This window comes from Rhizobium sp. CF142, from assembly GCF_000281145.1.
GTDB lineage: Bacteria > Pseudomonadota > Alphaproteobacteria > Rhizobiales > Rhizobiaceae > Rhizobium.
Map to the genome: position 1 here is coordinate 1 of NZ_AJWE01000023.1, position 19,092 is coordinate 19,092.

Sequence of the window (19,092 nt, forward strand, 5' to 3'; positions counted from 1 at the left end):
GCGAAAGCCGATCGGCTCGCCGCCGAGCGATACACCGATGCGAACGACGCCGCGCGAGCGGATATCGTCGATCATGCCGGCAAAGGACGGAAGCGCAGAGCCGGCAACGACGGCCAGCGCGGCAATGGCTGTGAGAATGCGTTTCATGGTTCCATTTCCCTCTTCTGATTATGCCTGTTTCGCGGCCCGAAGTTCCGGTTCGGGCATCGAGTCCTCCCAGAGCCAGTAGCGGATTTCGCCCTCGCATCTGAAATTCACGACCTCATGGTTTCCCTTGGCATCGACGGCATGGATGACCACGCCGGCCAGGAAACCAGTGGAGAGTTCCTTGAGCTCCTCGACAGCCAGCTTGACGGCGTCGGAGAGCGAATAGCCGAATTTGAGCGCCAGGACGACGGTGCGCGCAGTCGAGCAGCGCATGGTCATCTCGCCGGTATGGGTGCAGGCGGCCGCGCCATAACGGCTGTCGGCATAGAAGCCGGCGCCGGGAATGGGGCTGTCACCGAGACGGCCGGGATATTTCCAGGCCCAGCCGGAGGTGGACGTCGCAGCGTGAATGCCGCGCGTCGGGTCGGCAGACAGGAAGACCGTGGTGTCACGCACGCGCTCGGGATCGGTGATGGTTCGGCTCAAGGGCGCAAGCGGAATATCCGGGAATTTCGCCAGCTCTTCCGGTGAAAGTTCCTTTTCCAGCCGTTCCCACCAGACTCGTTTGCTGTCTTCGAAGAGGACGTCATCTTCGGAGAAACCGATTTCACTGGCAAAGCGACGCGCACCGTCTCCGGTCAGCATGACATGCGGCAGGCGCTTCATGACTTCGTGGGCGAGGCGGGCAACCGGCAGCGTGTTCGGTACGGCGCCGACGGTGCCGACATCGCGGGTGTTGCCGTCCATGACGGCGCCGTCGAGCTCCATATTGCCGAGCATGTTCGGCCAGCCGCCGTACCCGACGCTGCGCACCTTGACCTCGCTTTCCACCTTGCTGATGCCGGTGACCATGGCATCGAGGCTGATGGCGCCCTCGCGCAGCATCTGTACTGTCGTCGGGAAACCGGGCCAGGCTTCTTTATTGGCCAAGAGCAGCATGAATACCTCTAATCTTTGCGCATTTTGGAGAGGAACTGGGCGATACGCGGGTTAGCCATGCCGCCCTCGGCAGCGAAGAAATCCGCAGTCGGCAGGTCGACGAGCAGCTTGCCCTTGTCGAGGAAGACGATGCGGTTGGAAATCTGCCGCGCGAATTCGATCTCGTGGGTGACGAAGAGCATGGTCGTGCCCTCGGTCGCAAGCTTGGCGAGGATCGCTAGGACTTCCGAGGTCATTTCCGGGTCGAGCGCGCTGGTGACTTCATCGAGCAGCAGATAGCGCGGCTGCATGGCAAGCGCCCGGCAGATGCCGACACGCTGTCGCTGGCCGCCCGAGAGCTGCGCGGGATAGGCTTCTGCGCGATCGCCAAGGCCAACGGACTGCAGCAGGGCACGGGCGCTAGCTTCGGCTTCGGCGCGGGGCTTCTTCAACACTTCGATCGGCGCCAGCGTGATGTTTCCGAGCACCGTCATATGCGGGTAGAGGTTGAAGAGCTGGAAGACGGTACCAGAGCGCTTGCGGGCTTCCGCCAATTCCTTCGGCTTGCTAACGTCGAAATCATCGACGATGATGCTGCCGCCGTTCAATTTTTCCAGGCCGTTGATGCAGCGGATCAGCGTCGACTTGCCGGAACCGGAAGAGCCGAGGATCGAGACGACCTCGCCGGGGTTGATGGTGAGATTGACGCCGTCGAGGACCGTGACCGGACCGAAGGCCTTCTTTACGTTTTCTACTTTGAGCATATCAGAGCCCTCTCCAGGCGGCATGCGCCCTGAGGCGGTTTTCGAAGCGGGCGCCGAGCCATGCGAACAGCTTTGCGCAGACGTAATAGAGCAGACCGACCACCGTCCAGACGATGAAGGGTTTCAGCGTGCGCAGGTTGAGGATGTTGCCGATCTTGGTGAGATCGACGACGCCGATGACCGAGATCAGCGAGGTGACCTGCAACTGATTGACGAGCAGTGCCGTCAGCGGGCCGATGGCAAAGGCCATGGCCTGTGGCGCCACGACATGGCGCAACACCTGCCAGCGGGTGAGGCCGAAGACGCGGGCGGCCTCGATCTGGTCGCGGCCGATGGATTCGATTGCCGAGACTGCGATCACGTAGACGAAGGCTGCGGAATTGGCCGAAAGCGTGATGGTGGCAGCCGTCGTCGGCGTGATCCGGATGTGCAGGAGGCCGGGCAGGCCGAAGAAGACGAGGAAGAGCTGCACCAGCACGGGCGAGTTCTTCAGGAGTTCGGCAATGAAGGTGATGACCGGGGTCAGCACCGGCACGCAGTAGAAGCGGCAGACGGCCCAGAGCGTGCCAATCAGCAGGCCGATCAGCGAAGTCGAGAAGAACAGACCGAGGCTGACGCCGAGGCCTTGCAGCAACAGCCAGATGTCGAACGGTGTGAAATCGGAAAAGCGCATCAGGCTACGGCCTCCATCATGTCGCGGTTAAGACGGCGGTGGAGGAGGGCGATGCCGAGTGATACTAGATAGGTCAGTGCCGCATAGACAACGAGCAGCACGACATAGACTTCGAAGGGCCGGTAAGTCTGTGAGACGACGATCTGTGCCGAGCCGGTCAATTCGTTCAGCGTGATGGTCGAGAGGATCGAGGAGGTCAGGACCATGTTGATCAGCACCGAGCCGAGCGGGCGAACCGAGGTTCGGAGCGCGATCGGCAGCACGATCTTGGTGAAGGTCACCCGGCGCGACAGGCCACTCACTTCGGCAGCTTCGATGATGCCTGGATCGATTGCCAGAATGCCGGCGCGGATCACGTCGGACGCATAGGCGCCGCCGGCAATCGAGAGTGCCACGACACCTGTCGTGAAGGCATCGATATAGATGCCGATCTCCGGCAGGCCGTAATAGAAGAAGAACAGCTGCACGATGAAGGGGATGTTGCGGAAGATATCGACGTAAACGAAGGAAATCCTGCGCAAAGCAGCGGACGAAGAGGTGCGGGCAATAGCGACGAAAGCGCCCATGATGACGCTGCCGATCAGCGCCAGCGCACAGGCCTCCGCTGTCAGCAGCGCGCCCTGCGCGAGAAAACCCAGATGGGGCAAGAGGATCGAAAGGTCGAACCGCACGATCACTCCCTTATGTACGATTGAAACCGGTTTCATCGTGTCGTTTGTGTGCACCGATGTCAAGAATGCCTGGTACGAAATGCTGATATATCTGTGACGAAAAGTTCGTTTTTACCGGTAACGTTCGGCGGAATATTTTTCGTCAAAAGGCGGAAAAGCTGGATGAATATGGACTGCACAATATCTCGCCACCTCGTTAGCCTTTATCGCACAAAGAAAGAGCAATCCGCATGAGCCAGCTTCCCTACATCGATTACGACACCGCTTCCGAAGAGATTCGCGCGGCGCATGACGAAGAAGTGCGGGTTCGCGGCAACATGACCAACATGAAGCGGACGTTGCTGCATTCGCCGCAGGCACACCGCATCTATGCCGAATGGTTCACGCTCAGGGCCGAGCTCAATCCTGCCATCAGCGACCGCGAGATCTGGATCTTCTCGTATTCGATTTCCAAGGCGCTGAAGTCCGACATTGCCATCACCTTCTTTCGCCGGGCTCTGATCAAGAACGGGTTCAATCCCGATGCCCTGGAGTTGAGCGATACCGAACAGCTGCTTAAACGGTTTGGCGCGGCAATCGTCGCCGATTCCAATGCCATTCCTGCCGATATCTGGGCCGAGTTGAAGGCGCGCTACGACACCAAAGTGCTCGTCGATCTCGTCGCTTTTGCCGGCATCATGATTGCTACTGCCGTCTACATCAATGTTGTCGAGGTCGATTTCGACCCCGAGCTTGAGGCTTTTGCCGAAGGCGCCAACTGAGTTTTTCATCACCCGAGGGGAGTTTTCCATGTCCATCATTTCAAGCCGCGCCAAGCTGCTCGGTACCGTTTTCAGCCTGGCGCTGGCTTTCAGTGCGCCGGCCGTTCACGCCGAGACGCCGCCAAACGTGCTCGTCGTTGCCCAGTCGATCGACGATGCTGTCAGCTTCGACCCGGCCGAAGGCTTTGAGTTGACCACCGTTCAGTCCTTCAACAACCTTTATCAGCGCCTCGTTCAGTCCAACCGTGACGATGGCACGAAGATCGAGGCTGCACTCGCCGCTTCCTGGGAAGCCGGCAGCGATGGCAAGAGCCTGACCTTTGCGCTTGCCGACGCCAAGTTCGCCTCCGGCAATCCAGTTCGCCCGGAGGACGTGATCTTCTCGCTGACGCGCGCCGTTAAGCTCAACAAGTCGCCGGCCTTCATCCTCAACGAACTCGGTTGGAAGGCTGACAATGTCGATGCCGCCATTACCAAGGTTGACGACAAGCACGTCAAGCTCACCTGGACGGCCGATGTCGGCTCCGGTTTTGCATTGTCGCTGCTGACGGCGCCGATCGCCTCTGTTGTCGATGAGCAGACGGTTTCGCCGCAGGCCAAGGACAATGATTTCGGCAATGGCTGGCTGAAGACCAATTCGGCGGGTAGCGGCGCCTACACGATTGCCACTTACACGCCGCATGAAGCTCTGGTGCTGCAGGCCAACGCCAATTCGTCCGACAAGCCGACACTCGAAAGCGTTATCATCCGTAACGTGCCTGACGTCGGCGCCCGCCGCCTCCTCGTCGAGCAGGGGGATGCCGATATCGCCCGCGGTCTCTCCGCAGACCAGATCGAAGCGTTGAAGGACAAGAGCGGTGTCAAGGTTCTCTCGGTTCCTTCCGCCCGCCAGGATTACATCCTGCTGAACAGCAAGGCGAACCCGACACTCGGCAACCCGGCCTTCTGGGAAGCGGCGCGTTATCTCGTCGATTATGACGGCATCACCAAGAACCTGCTGCGCGGGCAGAGCAGCGTTCACCAGGCCTTCCTGCCGAACGGCTTCCCTGGCGCGTTCAGCGACACGCCCTTCAAGCTCGATGTCGAGAAGGCAAAGAAGATCCTCGCCGATGCAGGGATCAAGACGCCGTTGAAGGTTGAATTTATCGTCTTCAACGACCAGCCGTTCCTGTCGATCGCCCAGTCGCTGCAGTCGACCTTCGCGCAGGCCGGCATCACGCTCGACATCCAGCCGGGTGTTGCGAGCGACATCTATGCGCGCGGTCGTTCGGGCAAGTTCGAGATGACGCTGCGTTACTGGATCCCGGACTATTTCGATCCGCACTCCAACGCCAGCGCCTTCGCGATCAACAAGGACAACTCTGCCAACACGGCTGCCAAATATGCTGGCTGGGTGATCCCGGAACTGACCGACGAAACGCTTGCCGCCGTCAAGGAGCGGGATGCCGCCAAGCGCGCTGCGCTCTATCAGGATCTGCAGAAGAAGGTCCAGACAAGCTCGCCCTTCGTTTTCATGCTTCAAGGCAATGACCAGGTCGTGCTAAGCGACAAGGTGAAGAACTATGCCCAGGGTCTCAACGCAGACCAAGTCTATTACGACAAGGTGACAAAGTAAGTGCCGCAAACGGCAACCAATACGCATGCTGACATGAACAACTCCCGCCAGCGCAACAGCTGGCGGGAGTTGTCGTTCGTCTGGCCGCTTTCGAAATGGCTGTGGTCCTTTGCGCTGACGCTCTTCGGGCTGGCGCTGGTGACCTTTGCAATGACGCGGCTCTCGCCCATCGATCCGGCGCTGCAGCTGGTCGGCGATCATGCCAGCCAGTCGACCTATGCGCAGGCGCGGGTCGAACTTGGGCTGGATCTGCCGCTGCCCGTGCAGTTTTTCCGTTATGTCGAGACGGCGCTGTCGGGCAATTTCGGCCAGTCTATCTCGACCGGCCAGCCGGTGGCGAAGGACATTGCCCGTACATTCCCTGCCACGATCGAGCTTGCGACGGCGGCGATCATCCTCGGTGCGATTATCGGTCTTGCGCTCGGCATAACCGCCGCCATGCGGCAGGGGACATGGGTGGATGGGCTTGCCCGTTTCGTGTCTCTCTTCGGCTATTCCGTGCCGATCTTCTGGCTTGGCCTGTTGATGTTGCTGCTGTTCTATGCGCGGCTGCACTGGGCGCCGGGGCCAGGCAGGGCGGATGTCGTCTTTCAATATACGGTCAAATCGGTGACTGGGTTTGCGCTGATCGACACCTGGATATCGGGCAAGGCGGGCGCCTTTCGCGACGCGCTGGTGCATCTGGCGCTGCCGGCGATCGTGCTTGCCTTTCATGCACTTGCTGCGATTTCACGGCTGACGCGCGCTGCTATCCTCACCGAACTCGGGCAGGAATATGTGACAACGGCACGTGCCAAGGGAGCGAGCCTCGGCCGCATCGTCTTCGTCCATATCCTGCCGAATATTTCAGGAACTCTGCTGACAGTGATTGCTCTTTCCTATGCCAGCCTGCTGGAAGGCGCCGTGTTGACCGAGACAGTCTTTGCCTGGCCGGGTATCGGCCGGTATCTGACGACGGCGATGTTTGCCGGTGACATGCCGGCGATCCTCGGTGCGACGCTGGTCGTCGGGGCCTCCTTCGTACTTCTCAACGCGCTGACCGATCTCGGCGTGGCGCGGCTGGATGCGGGGAGGAAGCGATGAGCGCGATCGTCCAGGCGCCGCTCGCCGGTCCATCTTTCGTGCGACGTGTGTTGCGCTCGCCCTCGGCAGCGACGGGCAGTGCCGTCGTGCTTTTCATTCTGGCGCTTGCCCTGCTGGCACCGCTGATTGCGCCCTATGATCCCAACCTGCAGGAGACGGCCAATCGCCTGATGCCGCCTGATGCCTCGCACTGGTTCGGCACGGATGGTTTCGGCCGGGATATCCTGTCGCGTATCATCCATGGCGCGCGGCCGACGCTGCTTCTCGTGCTGGTCGTCGTGCTGCTAATGGCGCCGCTCGGCATTCTCGTCGGTATCCTCTCCGGTTTCTTTGGCGGCATCACCGAGCGCGTACTGATGCGTATCACCGATATCGTCATGTCCTTTCCACGGCTGCTGCTTGCCTTCGCCTTCGTTGCCATCATGGGGCCGGGGCTCATCAATGGTGCGCTGGCGCTGGCGCTGACAAGCTGGCCTGCCTATGCGCGTCAGGCGCGCGTCGAGACGGCAGCGCTCAGGCGCAGCGATTATCTGGCGGCCGCCGAAATGGTTGGTATTCGCGGGGTACGATTGCTCTGGGGGCATATTTTGCCGCTGGTTCTGCCTTCGGCGATCATCCGCCTGGCGCTTGATCTCTCGGGCATCATTCTTGCCGCGGCCGGCCTCGGCTTCCTCGGTCTCGGTGTTCGTCCGCCGACGGCGGAATGGGGCTCGATGGTCTCGGAGGGCACGCAGGTGATCTTCGATCAATGGTGGGTGGCGGCCGTGCCGGGCTTTGCCATCCTGATCACCTCCTTTGCCTTCAATCTGCTGGCCGATGGCCTGCGCGATATTCTGGATCCGCGCCATGACTGAGCCACTGCTTTCCGTCGATGATCTGTCGATCGCCTTTCCGTCAGAGGCTGGCTCGGTACGTGTCGTCGATGGCATTTCCTTCTCGGTCGGTCGCGAGGTCGTGGCGCTGGTCGGTGAATCCGGCTCCGGCAAGTCCATGACCGGCCGCGCGATGATGGGGCTGTTGCCGCGCCGGGCAGAGGTGCGAGCAAAGCGTCTCGCCTTCGACGGGCAGGAATTGACGACGCTGTCCGCATCCGGTTGGAACAGGTTGCGCGGTAGTGGTCTCGGGCTGATCCTGCAGGATCCGAAATATTCGCTGAACCCGGCCCATAAGGTCGGCCGGCAAGTAGAGGAGGCGCTGCTTCTGCACACGAAGCTGTCGGCTGCCGAACGGCGCGAGCGGGCGCTCGACATGCTGGACAAGGTTGGTCTTCCCGATCCGAAGCGGATCTATTCCAGCTATCCCGCTTCCCTCTCGGGCGGCATGGGGCAGCGGGTGATGATCGCGGCCATGCTGATCAACCGGCCGAAACTCTTGATCGCCGACGAGCCGACCTCGGCTTTGGATCGCGGCCTGCAGGACCAGATCCTGACGCTGCTGCGGTCGCTGACCGAAGAGCTCGGCATGGGCTTGCTGCTCATCAGCCATGATCTGCAGCAGGTCTCGCGTTATGCCGATCGCGTCATGGTCATGCGTCACGGCAAGATCGAGGAACATATGGCGTCGGCCGATCTTGCCAATGCCAAATCGGATTATACGCGGGCGCTCTGGGCGGCGCGGCCTTCGGCTGCGACCTACGGGACGCGCTTGCCGGTTTACGGAGAGGTGGCATGAGCGCGCTTTCCGTTTCCGATCTTTCCGTGACCTTCCAGGGCAGCGGCAAGGGTTTTACCGCCGTACGTGGCGTCAGCTTCGAGGTTGCCCCGGGCGAAACCTTCGGGCTGATTGGTCCCTCCGGCTGCGGCAAGACGACGGCGCTGCATGCTGTTGCCGGGCTGAACACCCATTGGCAGGGCTCCATCACCGTATTCGATGAGGCGCTGCAGCCGGGGCATAAGATCACCGGCGCACTGCGCTCCAATATCCAGATGGTGTTTCAGGATCCCTATTCCTCGCTGCATCCGCGCCATCGCATCTCCCGCATTCTCGGCGAGCCGCTGGCGCTGCGGGGCGTGCGCAATGTCGAGGATGAGGTGCGCATCGCGCTCGATCAGGTCGGCCTGCCGGCTGCTGTCGCCGGACGTTATCCGCACCAGCTTTCCGGTGGGCAGCGGCAGCGTGTGGCGATTGCGCGTGCGCTGCTTTTGAAACCGAAGCTGCTGCTGCTCGATGAACCGACATCGGCGCTCGATGTCTCGGTACAGGCCGAAATTCTCAACCTGCTGAATGATCTCAAGGTGTCGCACGGCATGACCTTCGTGCTGGTCAGCCACGATCCCGGCGTCGTCGCGCATATGTGCGACCGGGCCGTGCTGATGCAGGCCGGTCGCATCGAAAGCGAACTCGACCGCGCCACCCTCTCGCAAGGCGGCTGGGTCGAGCAGCTTGCCGCCCGCTAGTTACGCGAGCGGCAGGATCAGGACATCGCGAGCCGGCACCTCGATGTGGCCCGCATCATAGGCATGGTTTACCGGCCAGGCGGGCTTGCCGCCTGACAATTTTCCGTCTGCAAGGCTGACTGTTGTCGTCTGCGCCTTGCGCGTCGGATTGACCAGCCAGAGAAAGCTGCCCTTTTCGCCCTTGTGGACGCGGGCGAAGACCGCATCATTGGAAAGCGTCGCATGACGCGTCCGGCCGCTCCATTTCACCAGTTCGGCGAAGAAGGCGGCATTGGCCTTGCCATCGGTGCGATAGAAGGCGACCGAGGGGTTGGTGCCGATCAACAGGGTGCGGCCCTTGCCGTAGCGGTTTTCGACGATGGCTAAACGCCCACCATCGAACGTGCCGCGACCGGTACCGCCGGTCAGGCGATAGGACTGCAGGAGACCGCCGCCATCGACGGCGATATCATCGAACTTGAAGTGGATGCGGTTGCCGATGTCGGGCATGAATTCCACTTCCTCTTCACGTGCACCGAAGACTTCGTCGAGGCCCATATTCGGCTGTACCTGGCCGACATGGCCGCGGTCGCCGAAATAGCCGGGGCAAGCTTCGGCAATCAGCGTGCCGCCCTTTTCCACCCAGGTCATCAGGCGCGCTGCCTGCTCGGCAGTGAACATGATCGGGTAGGGGAAATAGAGAAAGTCGTAGGCGTCGATATCGTCGATATGGACCCAGTCCGGTTGCAGGCCCTGACCGAGGAAGGCGCGGTAGGCGCCCCACATGGCTTCCGGATAGGGCTTTTCCTTTCGGTCGTAGTTCAGCAGGTAATCCCATTCCTGTGTTTCTGGGACCACGAGAATGCCGACCTCGCCGCGAACAGGCTTTGCGTCCCAGAGTGTCTTCTGCGCCGGATCATTCGCCCATTTCGCCATGGCGCTCTGCAGGTCGGAACGCGGCGTGCGGCTGCCGTCCATGCCGTAGGCGCCGAAGGCGCCGAAGAGCGGGCCGTCGAGAAGCGGGCGCCAGCGCAGGTTTAGGACACCGCGAGCGCCGCCGGCAAAGGAAGTCATGCTCCAGATGCGGATATCCTCTGGCTCGGCGACGCGGCCGTCGTCCTTGTCGCGGCCGATCACCTGCGGCTGCAGCCAGAGCGGGCCGCCCTGACGCTCGGCATGCCAGAAAGGCTTGCCGCGGGCAGCGGCGCGGTTGATATCGACGCCGTACCAGGTCTTCCACGGCTCGGTGCCCTTGCGGGCCTGGATCCAGGTGAAACCGTAGATTTCCACCTTGGAGGCGGCGAGCCAGTCGTCGCAACCATTGGCCGCCATGTTGGGGATTGCGCCGGAAATGCCGTGGGCGGCAATGACGTTCTTCTGGTCGACGGCGCGGATCGTGTCGATGCGCCACTGCATCTGGCCATAGAAATTGTCGCGCTTGAACTGCAGCCAGTCGATGCATTCGGGGTAGGGCGCCATATGGACTGGCGGCTCGATATCGGCCCATTCGGCGTAGCTGTAGCGATGCCATGCCTTGGCGAGCACTTTCAGGCTGCCGTATTTCTTTTCCAGCCATTCGCGGAAGGCGGCCTTTGCATAGCTGCTATAATCGACATCGGCGGAATAGTTGACTTCGTTCCAGACATCGTAGCCGTAGATTGCCGGATGATCCTTGTAGCGGGTGGCGAGCGCCGTCAGGAACTTGCCGGCGGCCTCCTTCACTTCCGGGCAGTTCAGCGTTAGCGCACCGGCGCCGCCGCCATTGTTGGAAAAGCCGCCGGTCGCCGCCGAGACGCCCATGTAGGAGCCGAGCTTGGTGCCATCGGCATTGACCTGCAGTGCATCGGCATATTTGCGGACGGCCCAGTCGGGCACGGCGTGGATGAGTTCGGCAATGATGGTCTTTATGCCGTTCCTGGCGGCTAGATCGAGTTGGCGGTCATATTCCTCCCAGTCGTAGACGCCCGGGGCCACTTCGATCGCGCTCCACATGAACCAGTGACGGAAGATGTTGAGGCCGTCTTCGCCCGCTGTCGCGTAGTCGCGTTCCCAGTCGTCGCGCGGCGGATTGGACTTGCGGAAATAGACGGCGCCGTAGGGGAATTGGATATCGTTTCTGAGCATTGTCCTGTCCTTCTCTATCGATGTCCGGACATGGCTTCGCCGTCCGGAGAAAGGGCTCCGGCAGGAGGCAATCGAAGATGGTGTCCGGTGGGTCTAAAGGGTCCTGATCTAGCGCGGTCCTCCGGCGAGGAGTTCGAGCGTCCGGATGAGGGCGGAATGGTCACGTTCGCCGTCGCCGTTGGCAACAGCGGCATTCATGAGTTGCTGGGTGGCAGCCGTATTCGGCAGCGAAAGATCGAGCGCGCGGGCGGCGTCAACTGCAAGCGTCATGTCCTTGCGGTGCAGGCGGATGCGGAAGCCCGGTTCGAAGGTCTCCTTGACCATGCGCTCGCCATGCACCTCAAGAATACGCGAGGCGGCAAAACCACCCATCAGGGCTGCCCGCACCTTGGCCGGATCGGCGCCGGCCCGCTTGGCGAAGAGCAGTGCTTCGGAAACCGCTTCGATCGTCAGGCCGACGATGATCTGGTTTGCGACCTTGGCCGTCTGGCCGTCGCCGACGCCGCCGACCAGCGTGATGTTCTTGCCCATCTTTTCGAAGAGCGGGCGGGCACGCTCGAAGGCCTCTTCCTTGCCGCCGATCATGATGGTCAGCGAGCCGGCCTTGGCGCCGACTTCGCCGCCGGAGACCGGAGCATCGACATAATCGCAGCCGAGCGCTTCGATGCGCCTGGCAAAATCCTTGGTGGCAACCGGCGAGATCGAGCTCATGTCGATGACGAGCTTGCCTGCCGACAGGCCGGAGGCCACACCGTTCTCGCCGAAGAGCACCGCCTCGACATCGGGCGTATCCGGCAGCATCAGGATGATGATGTCGGAGGCCTCGGCAACAGCCTTGGCGCTATGGGCAGCCTTGCCGCCCTTGGTGATGAGATGCTGCGAAGCGTCCTTCACGCGGCTCAGATGCAGCGTGTGGCCGGCATCGATCAGATGTTCCGCCATCGGGCGGCCCATGACGCCCAGTCCGATAAAACCGATATTCATGTCACGCTCACTTCCGATAGGGTTTCATCCAGCCAAGGCCTTCTCTGGTGCCGGCCTTCGGCTTGTATTCGCAGCCAACCCAGCCGTCGTAACCGAGGCGGTCGAGTTCGGAGAGGATGAAGCCGTAATTGATCTCGCCCGTGCCGGGTTCGTTGCGGCCGGGATTGTCGGCGATCTGCACATGGGCAATCCTGTCCTTCAGCCGGGTGAAGGTCGGGATCAGATCGCCCTGCATGATCTGCATGTGGTAGAAATCGTACTGGATGTAGAGATTGTCGGAGCCGACCTTGTCGAGGATGCGCTCGGCATGATCGGTCGTCGACAGGAAGAAGCCGGGAATGTCGCGCAGGTTGATCGGCTCGATCAACAGCTTCACACCCGCATCGGCCGTGCGCCGTGCTGCATATTTCAGGTTCTCCACCAGCACTTTTTCCAGCGTTTCGAGATCGGCCCCCTTTGGCACGAGGCCGGAGATGACGTTGACCTGCGGGCAATCGAGCGCCTTGGCGTAGTCGAGGGCGAGCGAGATGCCGCTGCGGAATTCCTCGACACGATCCGGCAGGCAGGCAATGCCGCGTTCGCCGCCGGCCCAGTCACCCGAGGGAACGTTGAAGAGGGCCTGTTTCAGGCCGTTTGCTTTGAGCGCATCGGCGACCTTTTCCTTCGGCTCGGCATAGGGGCCGAGATATTCGAGCGCGCCAAAGCCGTCCTTTGCGGCGGCGGCGAAACGATCCAGAAAGGCAAGATCCTGATAGAGGAAGGAAAGATTGGCGGAAAATTTCGGCACTGGAACATCCTCAGGCATTGGCGGGAGCGACGAACCGATGCCGGTGCAGCATGCGCTTGTCGCGTGGGTCGGGATTGGGAACGGCTGAAATGAGGCTCTTCGTATAGGCTTCCTGCGGCGCGGTGCAGATCTGCTCGGCCTCGCCGAGTTCGACGATCTTGCCGCGATGCATGACGGCCACGCGGTCGCAGAAATAGCGTACCACGGAAATATCGTGCGAAATGAAGATGAAGCTGAGGTTCAGCCGCTGGCGGATATCGAGCAGAAGATCGAGGATCTGGCTGCGGATGGAAACGTCGAGTGCCGAGGTTGCCTCATCGGCGATGATGATGCGCGGGTCGAGCGCTAGCGCCCGGGCAATGCCGATGCGCTGGCGCTGGCCACCGGAGAAGGCGTGCGGATAGCGCTCCATGCCCATCGGATCGAGGCCGACGAGGCGCATCAGTTCGGCGACACGGTCCTCCAGCGCCTTGCCTTTGGCGAGGCCGTTGACGATGAGTGGATCGCCGATCACTTCCTTGACGGTCATGCGCGGATTGAGCGAGGCGAAAGGATCCTGGAAGACGAGGCGGACTTCGCGATGGAAGTTGCGCAGGTCCTTCTTGCCGAGCTTGGTGACATCGGTTTCACTGCCATCCTTGCCGCGATAGAGGACGGTGCCGGTCGTCGGCTCGACGGTGCGCAGGATCAGGCGGCCGAGCGTCGTCTTGCCGGAACCGCTTTCGCCGACGATGCCGAGGTTTTCACCGGGATAGAGGTCGAAATTGGCGTCATCGACGGCGCGCAGCGTATTGGCATTGCCATGCCAACCGAAAGTCTTGCCGAGATTGCGTACCGACAGGATCGGCTGCGGCGCTTCCGATGAGAGGGCGATGGCCGGCAATCGACCTTCGACGTGATGCGTCAGCTTCACCGTAGAGGCCAGCAACTGGCGGGTATAGGGATGGGTTGCGGCGTGATAGATGGCGTCGACCGGGCCGCGCTCGACAATATGGCCGAAGCGCATGACGGCGACTTCATCCGCCACTTCGGCCACAATGCCCATATCGTGGGTGATAAGCAGCATCGCCATGCCGCGATCGACCTGCAGCCGTTTGATGAGGTCGAGGATTTCCGCCTGCGTCGTCACGTCGAGGGCGGTGGTCGGCTCGTCGGCGATCAGGATATCGGGATTGCCGGCAAGGGCCATGGCGATCATGGCGCGCTGGCGCATGCCGCCGGAGAACTCGAACGTGTAGCGGTCGGCCATCTTGTCCGGGTTGGGGATTTCGACCTGGCGCAGCAGTTCGACCATGCGGGCGCGCGCCGCCTTCTTGTCGAGATTGCTGTGCAGGCGGATCGCCTCGACGATCTGCGAGCCGATCGTATGAACTGGCGAGAGCGAGCTCATCGGCTCCTGAAAGATGAGGCCGATGCGCCGGCCGCGGATCTCTCGCATGGTGCGGCTGCCGGGCTGAACGGCAGCGATATCGGTGATATCGCTGCCGTTTCTCAGCAGGATGCGACCGCCGACAATAGTGCCGGGCTTGTCGACGATCTGCAGCAGCGAACGGGCCGTGACACTCTTGCCGGAGCCGCTTTCGCCGACGAGGCAGAGGGTCTGGCCGCGCTTGAGCTGGAAGCTCACATCCTCGACGGCATGCAGGATATGCGTGCGCAGCCGGAAATCGATCGAAAGGTTTTCAACCGAGAGGACGACGTCATCGGGAAGATCGGTCATGCTTCCTCCTCAATTGTCATAGGGATCGGCTGCATCGCGCAGGCCGTCGCCGAAGAAGTTGAAGGAGAGGACGGCAATGACGACCGCCAGTGACGGCCAGATCAGCAGCCAGGGCGCGGTTGCGACCGTGCGGATATTCTGGGCGTCCTGCAGCAGCACGCCCCAGCTGACGACAGGGGGCTTGAGGCCGATGCCGAGGAAGGAGAGCGAGGTTTCGGCAACGATCATCGTCGGCACGGCGAGGGTGACGACCGCGAGGATGTGGCTTGTCAGCGAGGGCAGGATATGGCGGAAGATCAGCCGCGCCTCGCTCGAACCGTCGAGCTTTGCAGCAGTGACGAAATCTTCGCTGCGCAGCGCCAGGAAGCGCCCCCGCACTTCGCGGGCAAGGCTCGTCCAGCCGAGCAGCGAGACGATGATGGTGATGACGAAATAGACGTTGACCGGCGACCATGTGAGCGGGATCGCCGCCGCAAGGCCGAGCCAGAGCGGAATGGTCGGCATTGCACTGACGACTTCGATGACGCGCTGGATCAGCGTATCGACCCAACCGCCGTAGAAGCCGGAGATGGAGCCGAGCACCACGCCTAGCACCAGCGACATAGCAACGCCAACGAGGCCGATCGACATGGAAATGCGGGTGCCGTAGATCAGCCGGGTGAGAACGTCGCGGCCGAGGCGGTCGGCGCCGAGCAGGTACATGGGATCATTGGGGTTGATCGGACCGATGAAATGCGTGGTCATCGGGATCAGACCCCAGAGCTTATAGGCCGCGCCTCTGACGAAGAAGCCGATCGGAACGACCTTGGTATCATCGACCACGAAAGTGCGCCTCAGCGCCACCTTGTCTATCTCAACCCTGTAGCCCTTCACATGCAAATTGAATTCCGAGCTGCCATCCGGCCTGGTCACGAAGAAGCTGAGGCCCTGTGGCGGTGCGTAGGTATATTGCGGCTTCGAGGTTGCGGGCAGGGAAGGCGCCAGGAATTCGGCGAAGAGGCCGATGAGATAGAGCAGGAGGATGATCATGCCGGCGACCATCGCCACCTTCTGGCGGATGAGCTTGCCGGCAATCAGCCGCCACGGGCCGATGGCGGCCGTCGAGACGGTCTTTCCTTGTTTCAGCGGGCTGATCGAGGGGCCGTCGGCGGCGACGTTCAGGGGACCGGTATGGGTTCCGAATGTTTCGTGCGTCATCGGCGCCTCCTCAGTTGAACCGGATGCGCGGATCGAGCAGCGCAAGCAGCAGGTCCGACAGGAGCATGCCGACGAGGGTCAGAGCTGACAGCAGCAGGATGAAGCTGCCGGCGAGATACATGTCCTGCGAGACCAGCGCACGGAAGAGCAGGGGGCCGGCGGTCGGCAGGTTCAGGACGATGGCGGTAATCGTCACGCCGGAGACGAGATGCGGCAACACCCAGCCGATGGCCGAGACAAAGGGATTGAGGGCGATGCGCACCGGATATTTGAGAATGACTTTGTATTCGGGCAAGCCTTTGGCGCGGGCGGTGATGACATAGGGCTTGTGCAGCTCGTCCGTCAGGTTGGCGCGCAGGACGCGGATGAGGGCGGCTGTGCCCGAGGCGCCGATGATGATGATCGGTATCCAGAGATGGGCGAGGAAATCGCCGACCTTGGCGAGGCTCCAGGGCGCTTCGGCAAATTCGGGGGAGTTGAGGCCGCCGACGCTTTGGCCGAGATACCGATAGGCGACATACATCAGCGTCAGCGCCAGGATGAAGTTCGGCACGGCAAGACCGATGAAGCCGAAGAAGGTGAAGACGTGATCGCTGATCGAATGGCGGCGCACGGCGGAATAGATGCCGATCGGCAGTGCAACGATCCAGACGAAGAGCAGGCTCAGAAGCGAGATGACCAGTGTCGAGCCCATGCGTGCCCAGATGAGGCCAGAGACGGGCTGGTTCCATTCGAAGGACCAGCCGAAATCGCCACGGCTGACAATGCCCCACATCCATTTGAGATACTGGATGTAGAAAGGGTCGTCGAAGCCGTAGATCTCTTTCAGCCGCTCGATCTGCGCAGGATCGACGGCCTGGCCACTGTCGCTCATCGTCGCGATCATCGAGGTCAGGTAGTCACCCGGCGGCAGCTGGATGATCAGGAACGAGATCAGCGACATGCCGAACAGTGTCGGGATCATGTAGAGCACGCGCTTGAAGATGTAACCAAGCATCGGAATGTTTCTCCTCCCGTTGAGAGCGTCCGGTCAGGCGCTTCCTTCGGATCTCCATCCGCCTTCGGCCCCTCCAGGCCGAAAGCGCTCCTCCTTGTCTCAACACCTCATTTCCAGGTGAGGTGCAGCACCTCCAGTCTTTCGATGCCCGGCACCTCCACCTGTGCGCGGCCATCCTTGACGCTGAAGTTTGCCGCGCGGTCGGTAACGACGAGCCATGCCTTTGCCACCGATTTGCCCGGGGGAATTTCCACTGAAACCGTCTGCGACGCCAGAGGGTAATTTTCGCGTATCGGCCCCTTCATCATCATCGGGTTGGTGAGGTTGAAGAGGCTGAGCGCGATGCCCTCGGCATTTTCACGCAGCGCCATGTCGAGGACGCCGGGGCCTTCGACGGTGACGCGCGAGGTCTTGCCGAGTGCCCAGCGCACGGCATTGGCAATCAGCTTTCCATGGTCGACGGCGAAGACTTCCCAGAAGATTTCACCAATATTCCATGGGATGTAGACGGTGCGGCCGCCCTTGCCGGTTTCGCGAGCGATGACGCCGGCGCCTTCCGGTGCCTTGCGCGGATAGACCTCTTCCATCGGCAAGTCGGGGAAATCGGGCACATAGAGGAAGGGTGTCGTCGCATTGCCGGTCGGATCGGCATGGATCAGGCGCGTGCCGCCCATGATGCGCTCGGCACCTTCGTAGCCTTGATTGATGGGATGATCGCCCGACAGCGCCACATAGGTGTTCTTGACGATGCCACGTGGGCCGGAAACGAATTTTGCGCCCAGTACATCGGAGAGGCCGAACTCGCTGCGCCTCTTGCCGAATTCGTCGCGCAGCGAGGTCTCGTAGGAAGCGACGATGCTGCCACCACGCTCCACATAGGCGCGGATCGCCTCGTTCTGCGCATCCGAAAGGCAGGAGGCATTGGCGAGAATGATCAGCTTGAAGCGGTCGAGATTTTCTTTGGTCAGAACCTGATCCGAGAGAAGTTCGAAGGGCAGGCGGGCCTCAACGAGCGCGTGATAGAAGCCGAGATCGTGCTTCTCGGCGCTATGCCGTTCTTCCGGCGCCCAGTGGCGAAGCGTGGTCGAGGGGTCGATGACGGCGATTTCGGCCGTCGGATGCATGCTCTCAAGAACCGGTTCGACGGCCGCCTGCAGCGCAAAGGCGTCGGCGACTGGCTCCACCCAGCGCTTGTCCGGCACGACGCCGTTGAACTTGGTGAACCAGGCATAGAGGCCGTGGGCGGTGCCGTCATTGATCCAGAGCTGCATTTCCTCGCCCGAGGTGACAGCATCTTTCCAGCGATATTCTTCTTCCGGGCCGATCGAGGTGATGAGTACGACCGGCCGGTCGGGGAAGGTGGCGCGGATGCGCTTGCCGTTGCGGCCGGCAGACCAGCCGAGTTCAAGTCCCTTGCGACCCTGATGATCGACGACGAGGAAAGGGCAATGCTTGGCGATGACCGAAAGGTCGAATTCCATTAGCGAGGCGCCACCCATGTTAGGGATGAAGCTCGCATGCGGGCGGATCGCTTTGACCGCATCATCCCACTGGGCGATCATGTCGGTCAGCACGCGGCGGCGCCACTGCAACCAGCTCTGCCAGGCAGGATCATCAGCGTCCGCCTTCTTTGGCAGAGCATGGCCGAACATGTCCTTAAAGCGGCGGGCGCTATCTTCGCTGTAATCGACGCCGTGGCCCTGCCAGCGATTGGCAAAGACGGCGTCGATATCGTATTTGCGGACGATCTCCTTCACCACCTCGGGCATGAAGACGGTGTTGTAGTCGCCATAGGCATTGGTGACCCAGACGTCGGGATAGGCCCAGTGGCGGCGCGGCGTGCCGTCGGCGTTGATCATAACCCATTCCGGATGGGCCTTCGCGGCATCGTCATGGATTGCGTGCGGGTCGACGCGGGCCATGACATGCATGTCGAGCTTGCGGGCAGCATCGACGAGTGCGCCGAAGATGTCCTTATCACCCAGATATTTGCTCACATAGTGATAGGGTACTTCGCTCGGATAATAGGCGATGTAGCCGCCGGCGCTGAGGCATACGGCATTGGATTTCGTGCGCTTGAAGACATCCACCCAGAAGGCCGGATCGTATTTTTCCGGATCGTCTTCCACGAAGGTGAGCTGGGTCCAGCGCGTTGCGGTCTTGAACCAGTCCGGTGTGCGCAGCGTGTCGGTGTTCTGTCTTCTGGCGTCGAGCATCGTCTTCATCCAATCATTGTCAAACGAGGGCATTGGCAAAAGAGGGGCCTTGGCGCCGAC

The 19,092-nt window shown here is 61.4% G+C and carries 17 protein-coding genes; 6 read left to right on the forward strand and 11 right to left on the reverse strand.

The features are described 5' to 3' along the window. Positions 1-168: 168 nt before the first annotated feature. Genes PMI11_RS07310 through PMI11_RS07325 form a run of 4 tightly spaced genes read right to left on the reverse strand, consistent with a single transcriptional unit; the run spans position 169 to position 3,173 of the window. Positions 169-1,086 (reverse strand): isoaspartyl peptidase/L-asparaginase, encoded by a 918-nt coding sequence (locus PMI11_RS07310; protein WP_007815057.1) that lies wholly within the window; start codon positions 1,084-1,086, stop codon positions 169-171. An 8-nt stretch (positions 1,087-1,094) separates the two neighbouring features. Beyond that, positions 1,095-1,829, reverse strand: a complete 735-nt coding sequence (locus PMI11_RS07315) for an amino acid ABC transporter ATP-binding protein (protein ID WP_007815059.1) — start codon at positions 1,827-1,829, stop codon at positions 1,095-1,097. A 1-nt stretch (position 1,830) separates the two neighbouring features. Then, positions 1,831-2,502 carry an amino acid ABC transporter permease gene (locus PMI11_RS07320; RefSeq protein ID WP_007815062.1) on the reverse strand — a complete coding sequence of 224 codons (672 nt, stop codon included), beginning with the start codon at positions 2,500-2,502 and terminating at the stop codon, positions 1,831-1,833. Next, positions 2,502-3,173, reverse strand: a complete 672-nt coding sequence (locus PMI11_RS07325; RefSeq protein WP_037070869.1) for an amino acid ABC transporter permease — start codon at positions 3,171-3,173, stop codon at positions 2,502-2,504. Before PMI11_RS07325 ends, PMI11_RS07320 begins: the two co-directional genes overlap by 1 nt. Before the next feature lie 230 nt (positions 3,174-3,403). Between PMI11_RS07325 and PMI11_RS07330 the strand changes: the two genes are divergently transcribed. From PMI11_RS07330 to PMI11_RS07355, 6 genes are read left to right on the forward strand one after another with little or no spacing between them, the layout of a single operon-like run. Next, positions 3,404-3,934 carry a hypothetical protein gene (locus PMI11_RS07330; RefSeq protein WP_007815065.1) on the forward strand — a complete coding sequence of 177 codons (531 nt, stop codon included), beginning with the start codon at positions 3,404-3,406 and terminating at the stop codon, positions 3,932-3,934. A gap of 28 nt (positions 3,935-3,962) precedes the next feature. Beyond that, complete coding sequence (locus PMI11_RS07335) at positions 3,963-5,549, forward strand: ABC transporter substrate-binding protein (RefSeq protein WP_007815068.1); 1,587 nt, start codon at positions 3,963-3,965, stop codon at positions 5,547-5,549. Beyond that, positions 5,550-6,632, forward strand: a complete 1,083-nt coding sequence (locus tag PMI11_RS07340; protein WP_007815069.1) for an ABC transporter permease — start codon at positions 5,550-5,552, stop codon at positions 6,630-6,632. Beyond that, entirely contained in the window at positions 6,629-7,486 is an 858-nt protein-coding gene (locus PMI11_RS07345; RefSeq protein ID WP_007815072.1) for an ABC transporter permease, read from the forward strand. The genes PMI11_RS07340 and PMI11_RS07345 overlap by 4 nt, the downstream gene beginning before the upstream one ends. Continuing rightward, positions 7,479-8,303 carry an ATP-binding cassette domain-containing protein gene (locus PMI11_RS07350; RefSeq protein ID WP_007815074.1) on the forward strand — a complete coding sequence of 275 codons (825 nt, stop codon included), beginning with the start codon at positions 7,479-7,481 and terminating at the stop codon, positions 8,301-8,303. Before PMI11_RS07345 ends, PMI11_RS07350 begins: the two co-directional genes overlap by 8 nt. Next, positions 8,300-9,028, forward strand: coding sequence for an ABC transporter ATP-binding protein (locus tag PMI11_RS07355; protein WP_007815076.1), 729 nt, complete (start codon positions 8,300-8,302; stop codon positions 9,026-9,028). Before PMI11_RS07350 ends, PMI11_RS07355 begins: the two co-directional genes overlap by 4 nt. Here PMI11_RS07355 and PMI11_RS07360 read toward each other — a convergent pair whose 3' ends face one another. The 7 genes from PMI11_RS07360 to PMI11_RS07390 all read right to left on the reverse strand — a co-directional run bounded on the left by PMI11_RS07360 (position 9,029) and on the right by PMI11_RS07390 (position 19,032). After that, on the reverse strand, positions 9,029-11,131 hold the full coding sequence (locus PMI11_RS07360) for a beta-galactosidase (RefSeq protein WP_007815079.1): 2,103 nt from the start codon (positions 11,129-11,131) through the stop codon (positions 9,029-9,031). Between the two features lie 108 nt (positions 11,132-11,239). Further along, complete coding sequence (locus tag PMI11_RS07365; protein ID WP_007815081.1) at positions 11,240-12,115, reverse strand: 2-hydroxy-3-oxopropionate reductase; 876 nt, start codon at positions 12,113-12,115, stop codon at positions 11,240-11,242. A 7-nt stretch (positions 12,116-12,122) separates the two neighbouring features. Then, positions 12,123-12,902: a 2-oxo-tetronate isomerase gene (otnI, locus tag PMI11_RS07370; protein WP_007815083.1), complete on the reverse strand. Its 780-nt coding sequence runs from the start codon at positions 12,900-12,902 to the stop codon at positions 12,123-12,125. Positions 12,903-12,912: 10 nt separating this feature from the next. Further along, on the reverse strand, positions 12,913-14,622 hold the full coding sequence (locus tag PMI11_RS07375; RefSeq protein ID WP_007815086.1) for an ABC transporter ATP-binding protein: 1,710 nt from the start codon (positions 14,620-14,622) through the stop codon (positions 12,913-12,915). A 9-nt stretch (positions 14,623-14,631) separates the two neighbouring features. Further along, positions 14,632-15,819, reverse strand: coding sequence for an ABC transporter permease (locus tag PMI11_RS07380; RefSeq protein WP_007815088.1), 1,188 nt, complete (start codon positions 15,817-15,819; stop codon positions 14,632-14,634). A gap of 10 nt (positions 15,820-15,829) precedes the next feature. Continuing rightward, entirely contained in the window at positions 15,830-16,816 is a 987-nt protein-coding gene (locus tag PMI11_RS07385; protein WP_007815090.1) for an ABC transporter permease, read from the reverse strand. A gap of 107 nt (positions 16,817-16,923) precedes the next feature. After that, on the reverse strand, positions 16,924-19,032 hold the full coding sequence (locus PMI11_RS07390; RefSeq protein ID WP_007815092.1) for a family 10 glycosylhydrolase: 2,109 nt from the start codon (positions 19,030-19,032) through the stop codon (positions 16,924-16,926). Between the last annotated feature and the right edge of the window lie 60 nt (positions 19,033-19,092).

Coding starts and splice junctions, on each gene's coding strand:
- PMI11_RS07390 (WP_007815092.1), bottom strand. CDS start 19,032: ATGCTCGACGCCAGAAGACAGAACACCGACACGCTGCGCACACCGGAC.
- PMI11_RS07315 (WP_007815059.1), bottom strand. CDS start 1,829: ATGCTCAAAGTAGAAAACGTAAAGAAGGCCTTCGGTCCGGTCACGGTC.
- PMI11_RS07355 (WP_007815076.1), top strand. CDS start 8,300: ATGAGCGCGCTTTCCGTTTCCGATCTTTCCGTGACCTTCCAGGGCAGC.
- PMI11_RS07345 (WP_007815072.1), top strand. CDS start 6,629: ATGAGCGCGATCGTCCAGGCGCCGCTCGCCGGTCCATCTTTCGTGCGA.
- PMI11_RS07360 (WP_007815079.1), bottom strand. CDS start 11,131: ATGCTCAGAAACGATATCCAATTCCCCTACGGCGCCGTCTATTTCCGC.
- PMI11_RS07365 (WP_007815081.1), bottom strand. CDS start 12,115: ATGAATATCGGTTTTATCGGACTGGGCGTCATGGGCCGCCCGATGGCG.
- PMI11_RS07350 (WP_007815074.1), top strand. CDS start 7,479: ATGACTGAGCCACTGCTTTCCGTCGATGATCTGTCGATCGCCTTTCCG.
- PMI11_RS07335 (WP_007815068.1), top strand. CDS start 3,963: ATGTCCATCATTTCAAGCCGCGCCAAGCTGCTCGGTACCGTTTTCAGC.
- PMI11_RS07375 (WP_007815086.1), bottom strand. CDS start 14,622: ATGACCGATCTTCCCGATGACGTCGTCCTCTCGGTTGAAAACCTTTCG.
- PMI11_RS07330 (WP_007815065.1), top strand. CDS start 3,404: ATGAGCCAGCTTCCCTACATCGATTACGACACCGCTTCCGAAGAGATT.
- PMI11_RS07380 (WP_007815088.1), bottom strand. CDS start 15,819: ATGACGCACGAAACATTCGGAACCCATACCGGTCCCCTGAACGTCGCC.
- PMI11_RS07385 (WP_007815090.1), bottom strand. CDS start 16,816: ATGCTTGGTTACATCTTCAAGCGCGTGCTCTACATGATCCCGACACTG.
- PMI11_RS07320 (WP_007815062.1), bottom strand. CDS start 2,502: ATGCGCTTTTCCGATTTCACACCGTTCGACATCTGGCTGTTGCTGCAA.
- PMI11_RS07310 (WP_007815057.1), bottom strand. CDS start 1,086: ATGCTGCTCTTGGCCAATAAAGAAGCCTGGCCCGGTTTCCCGACGACA.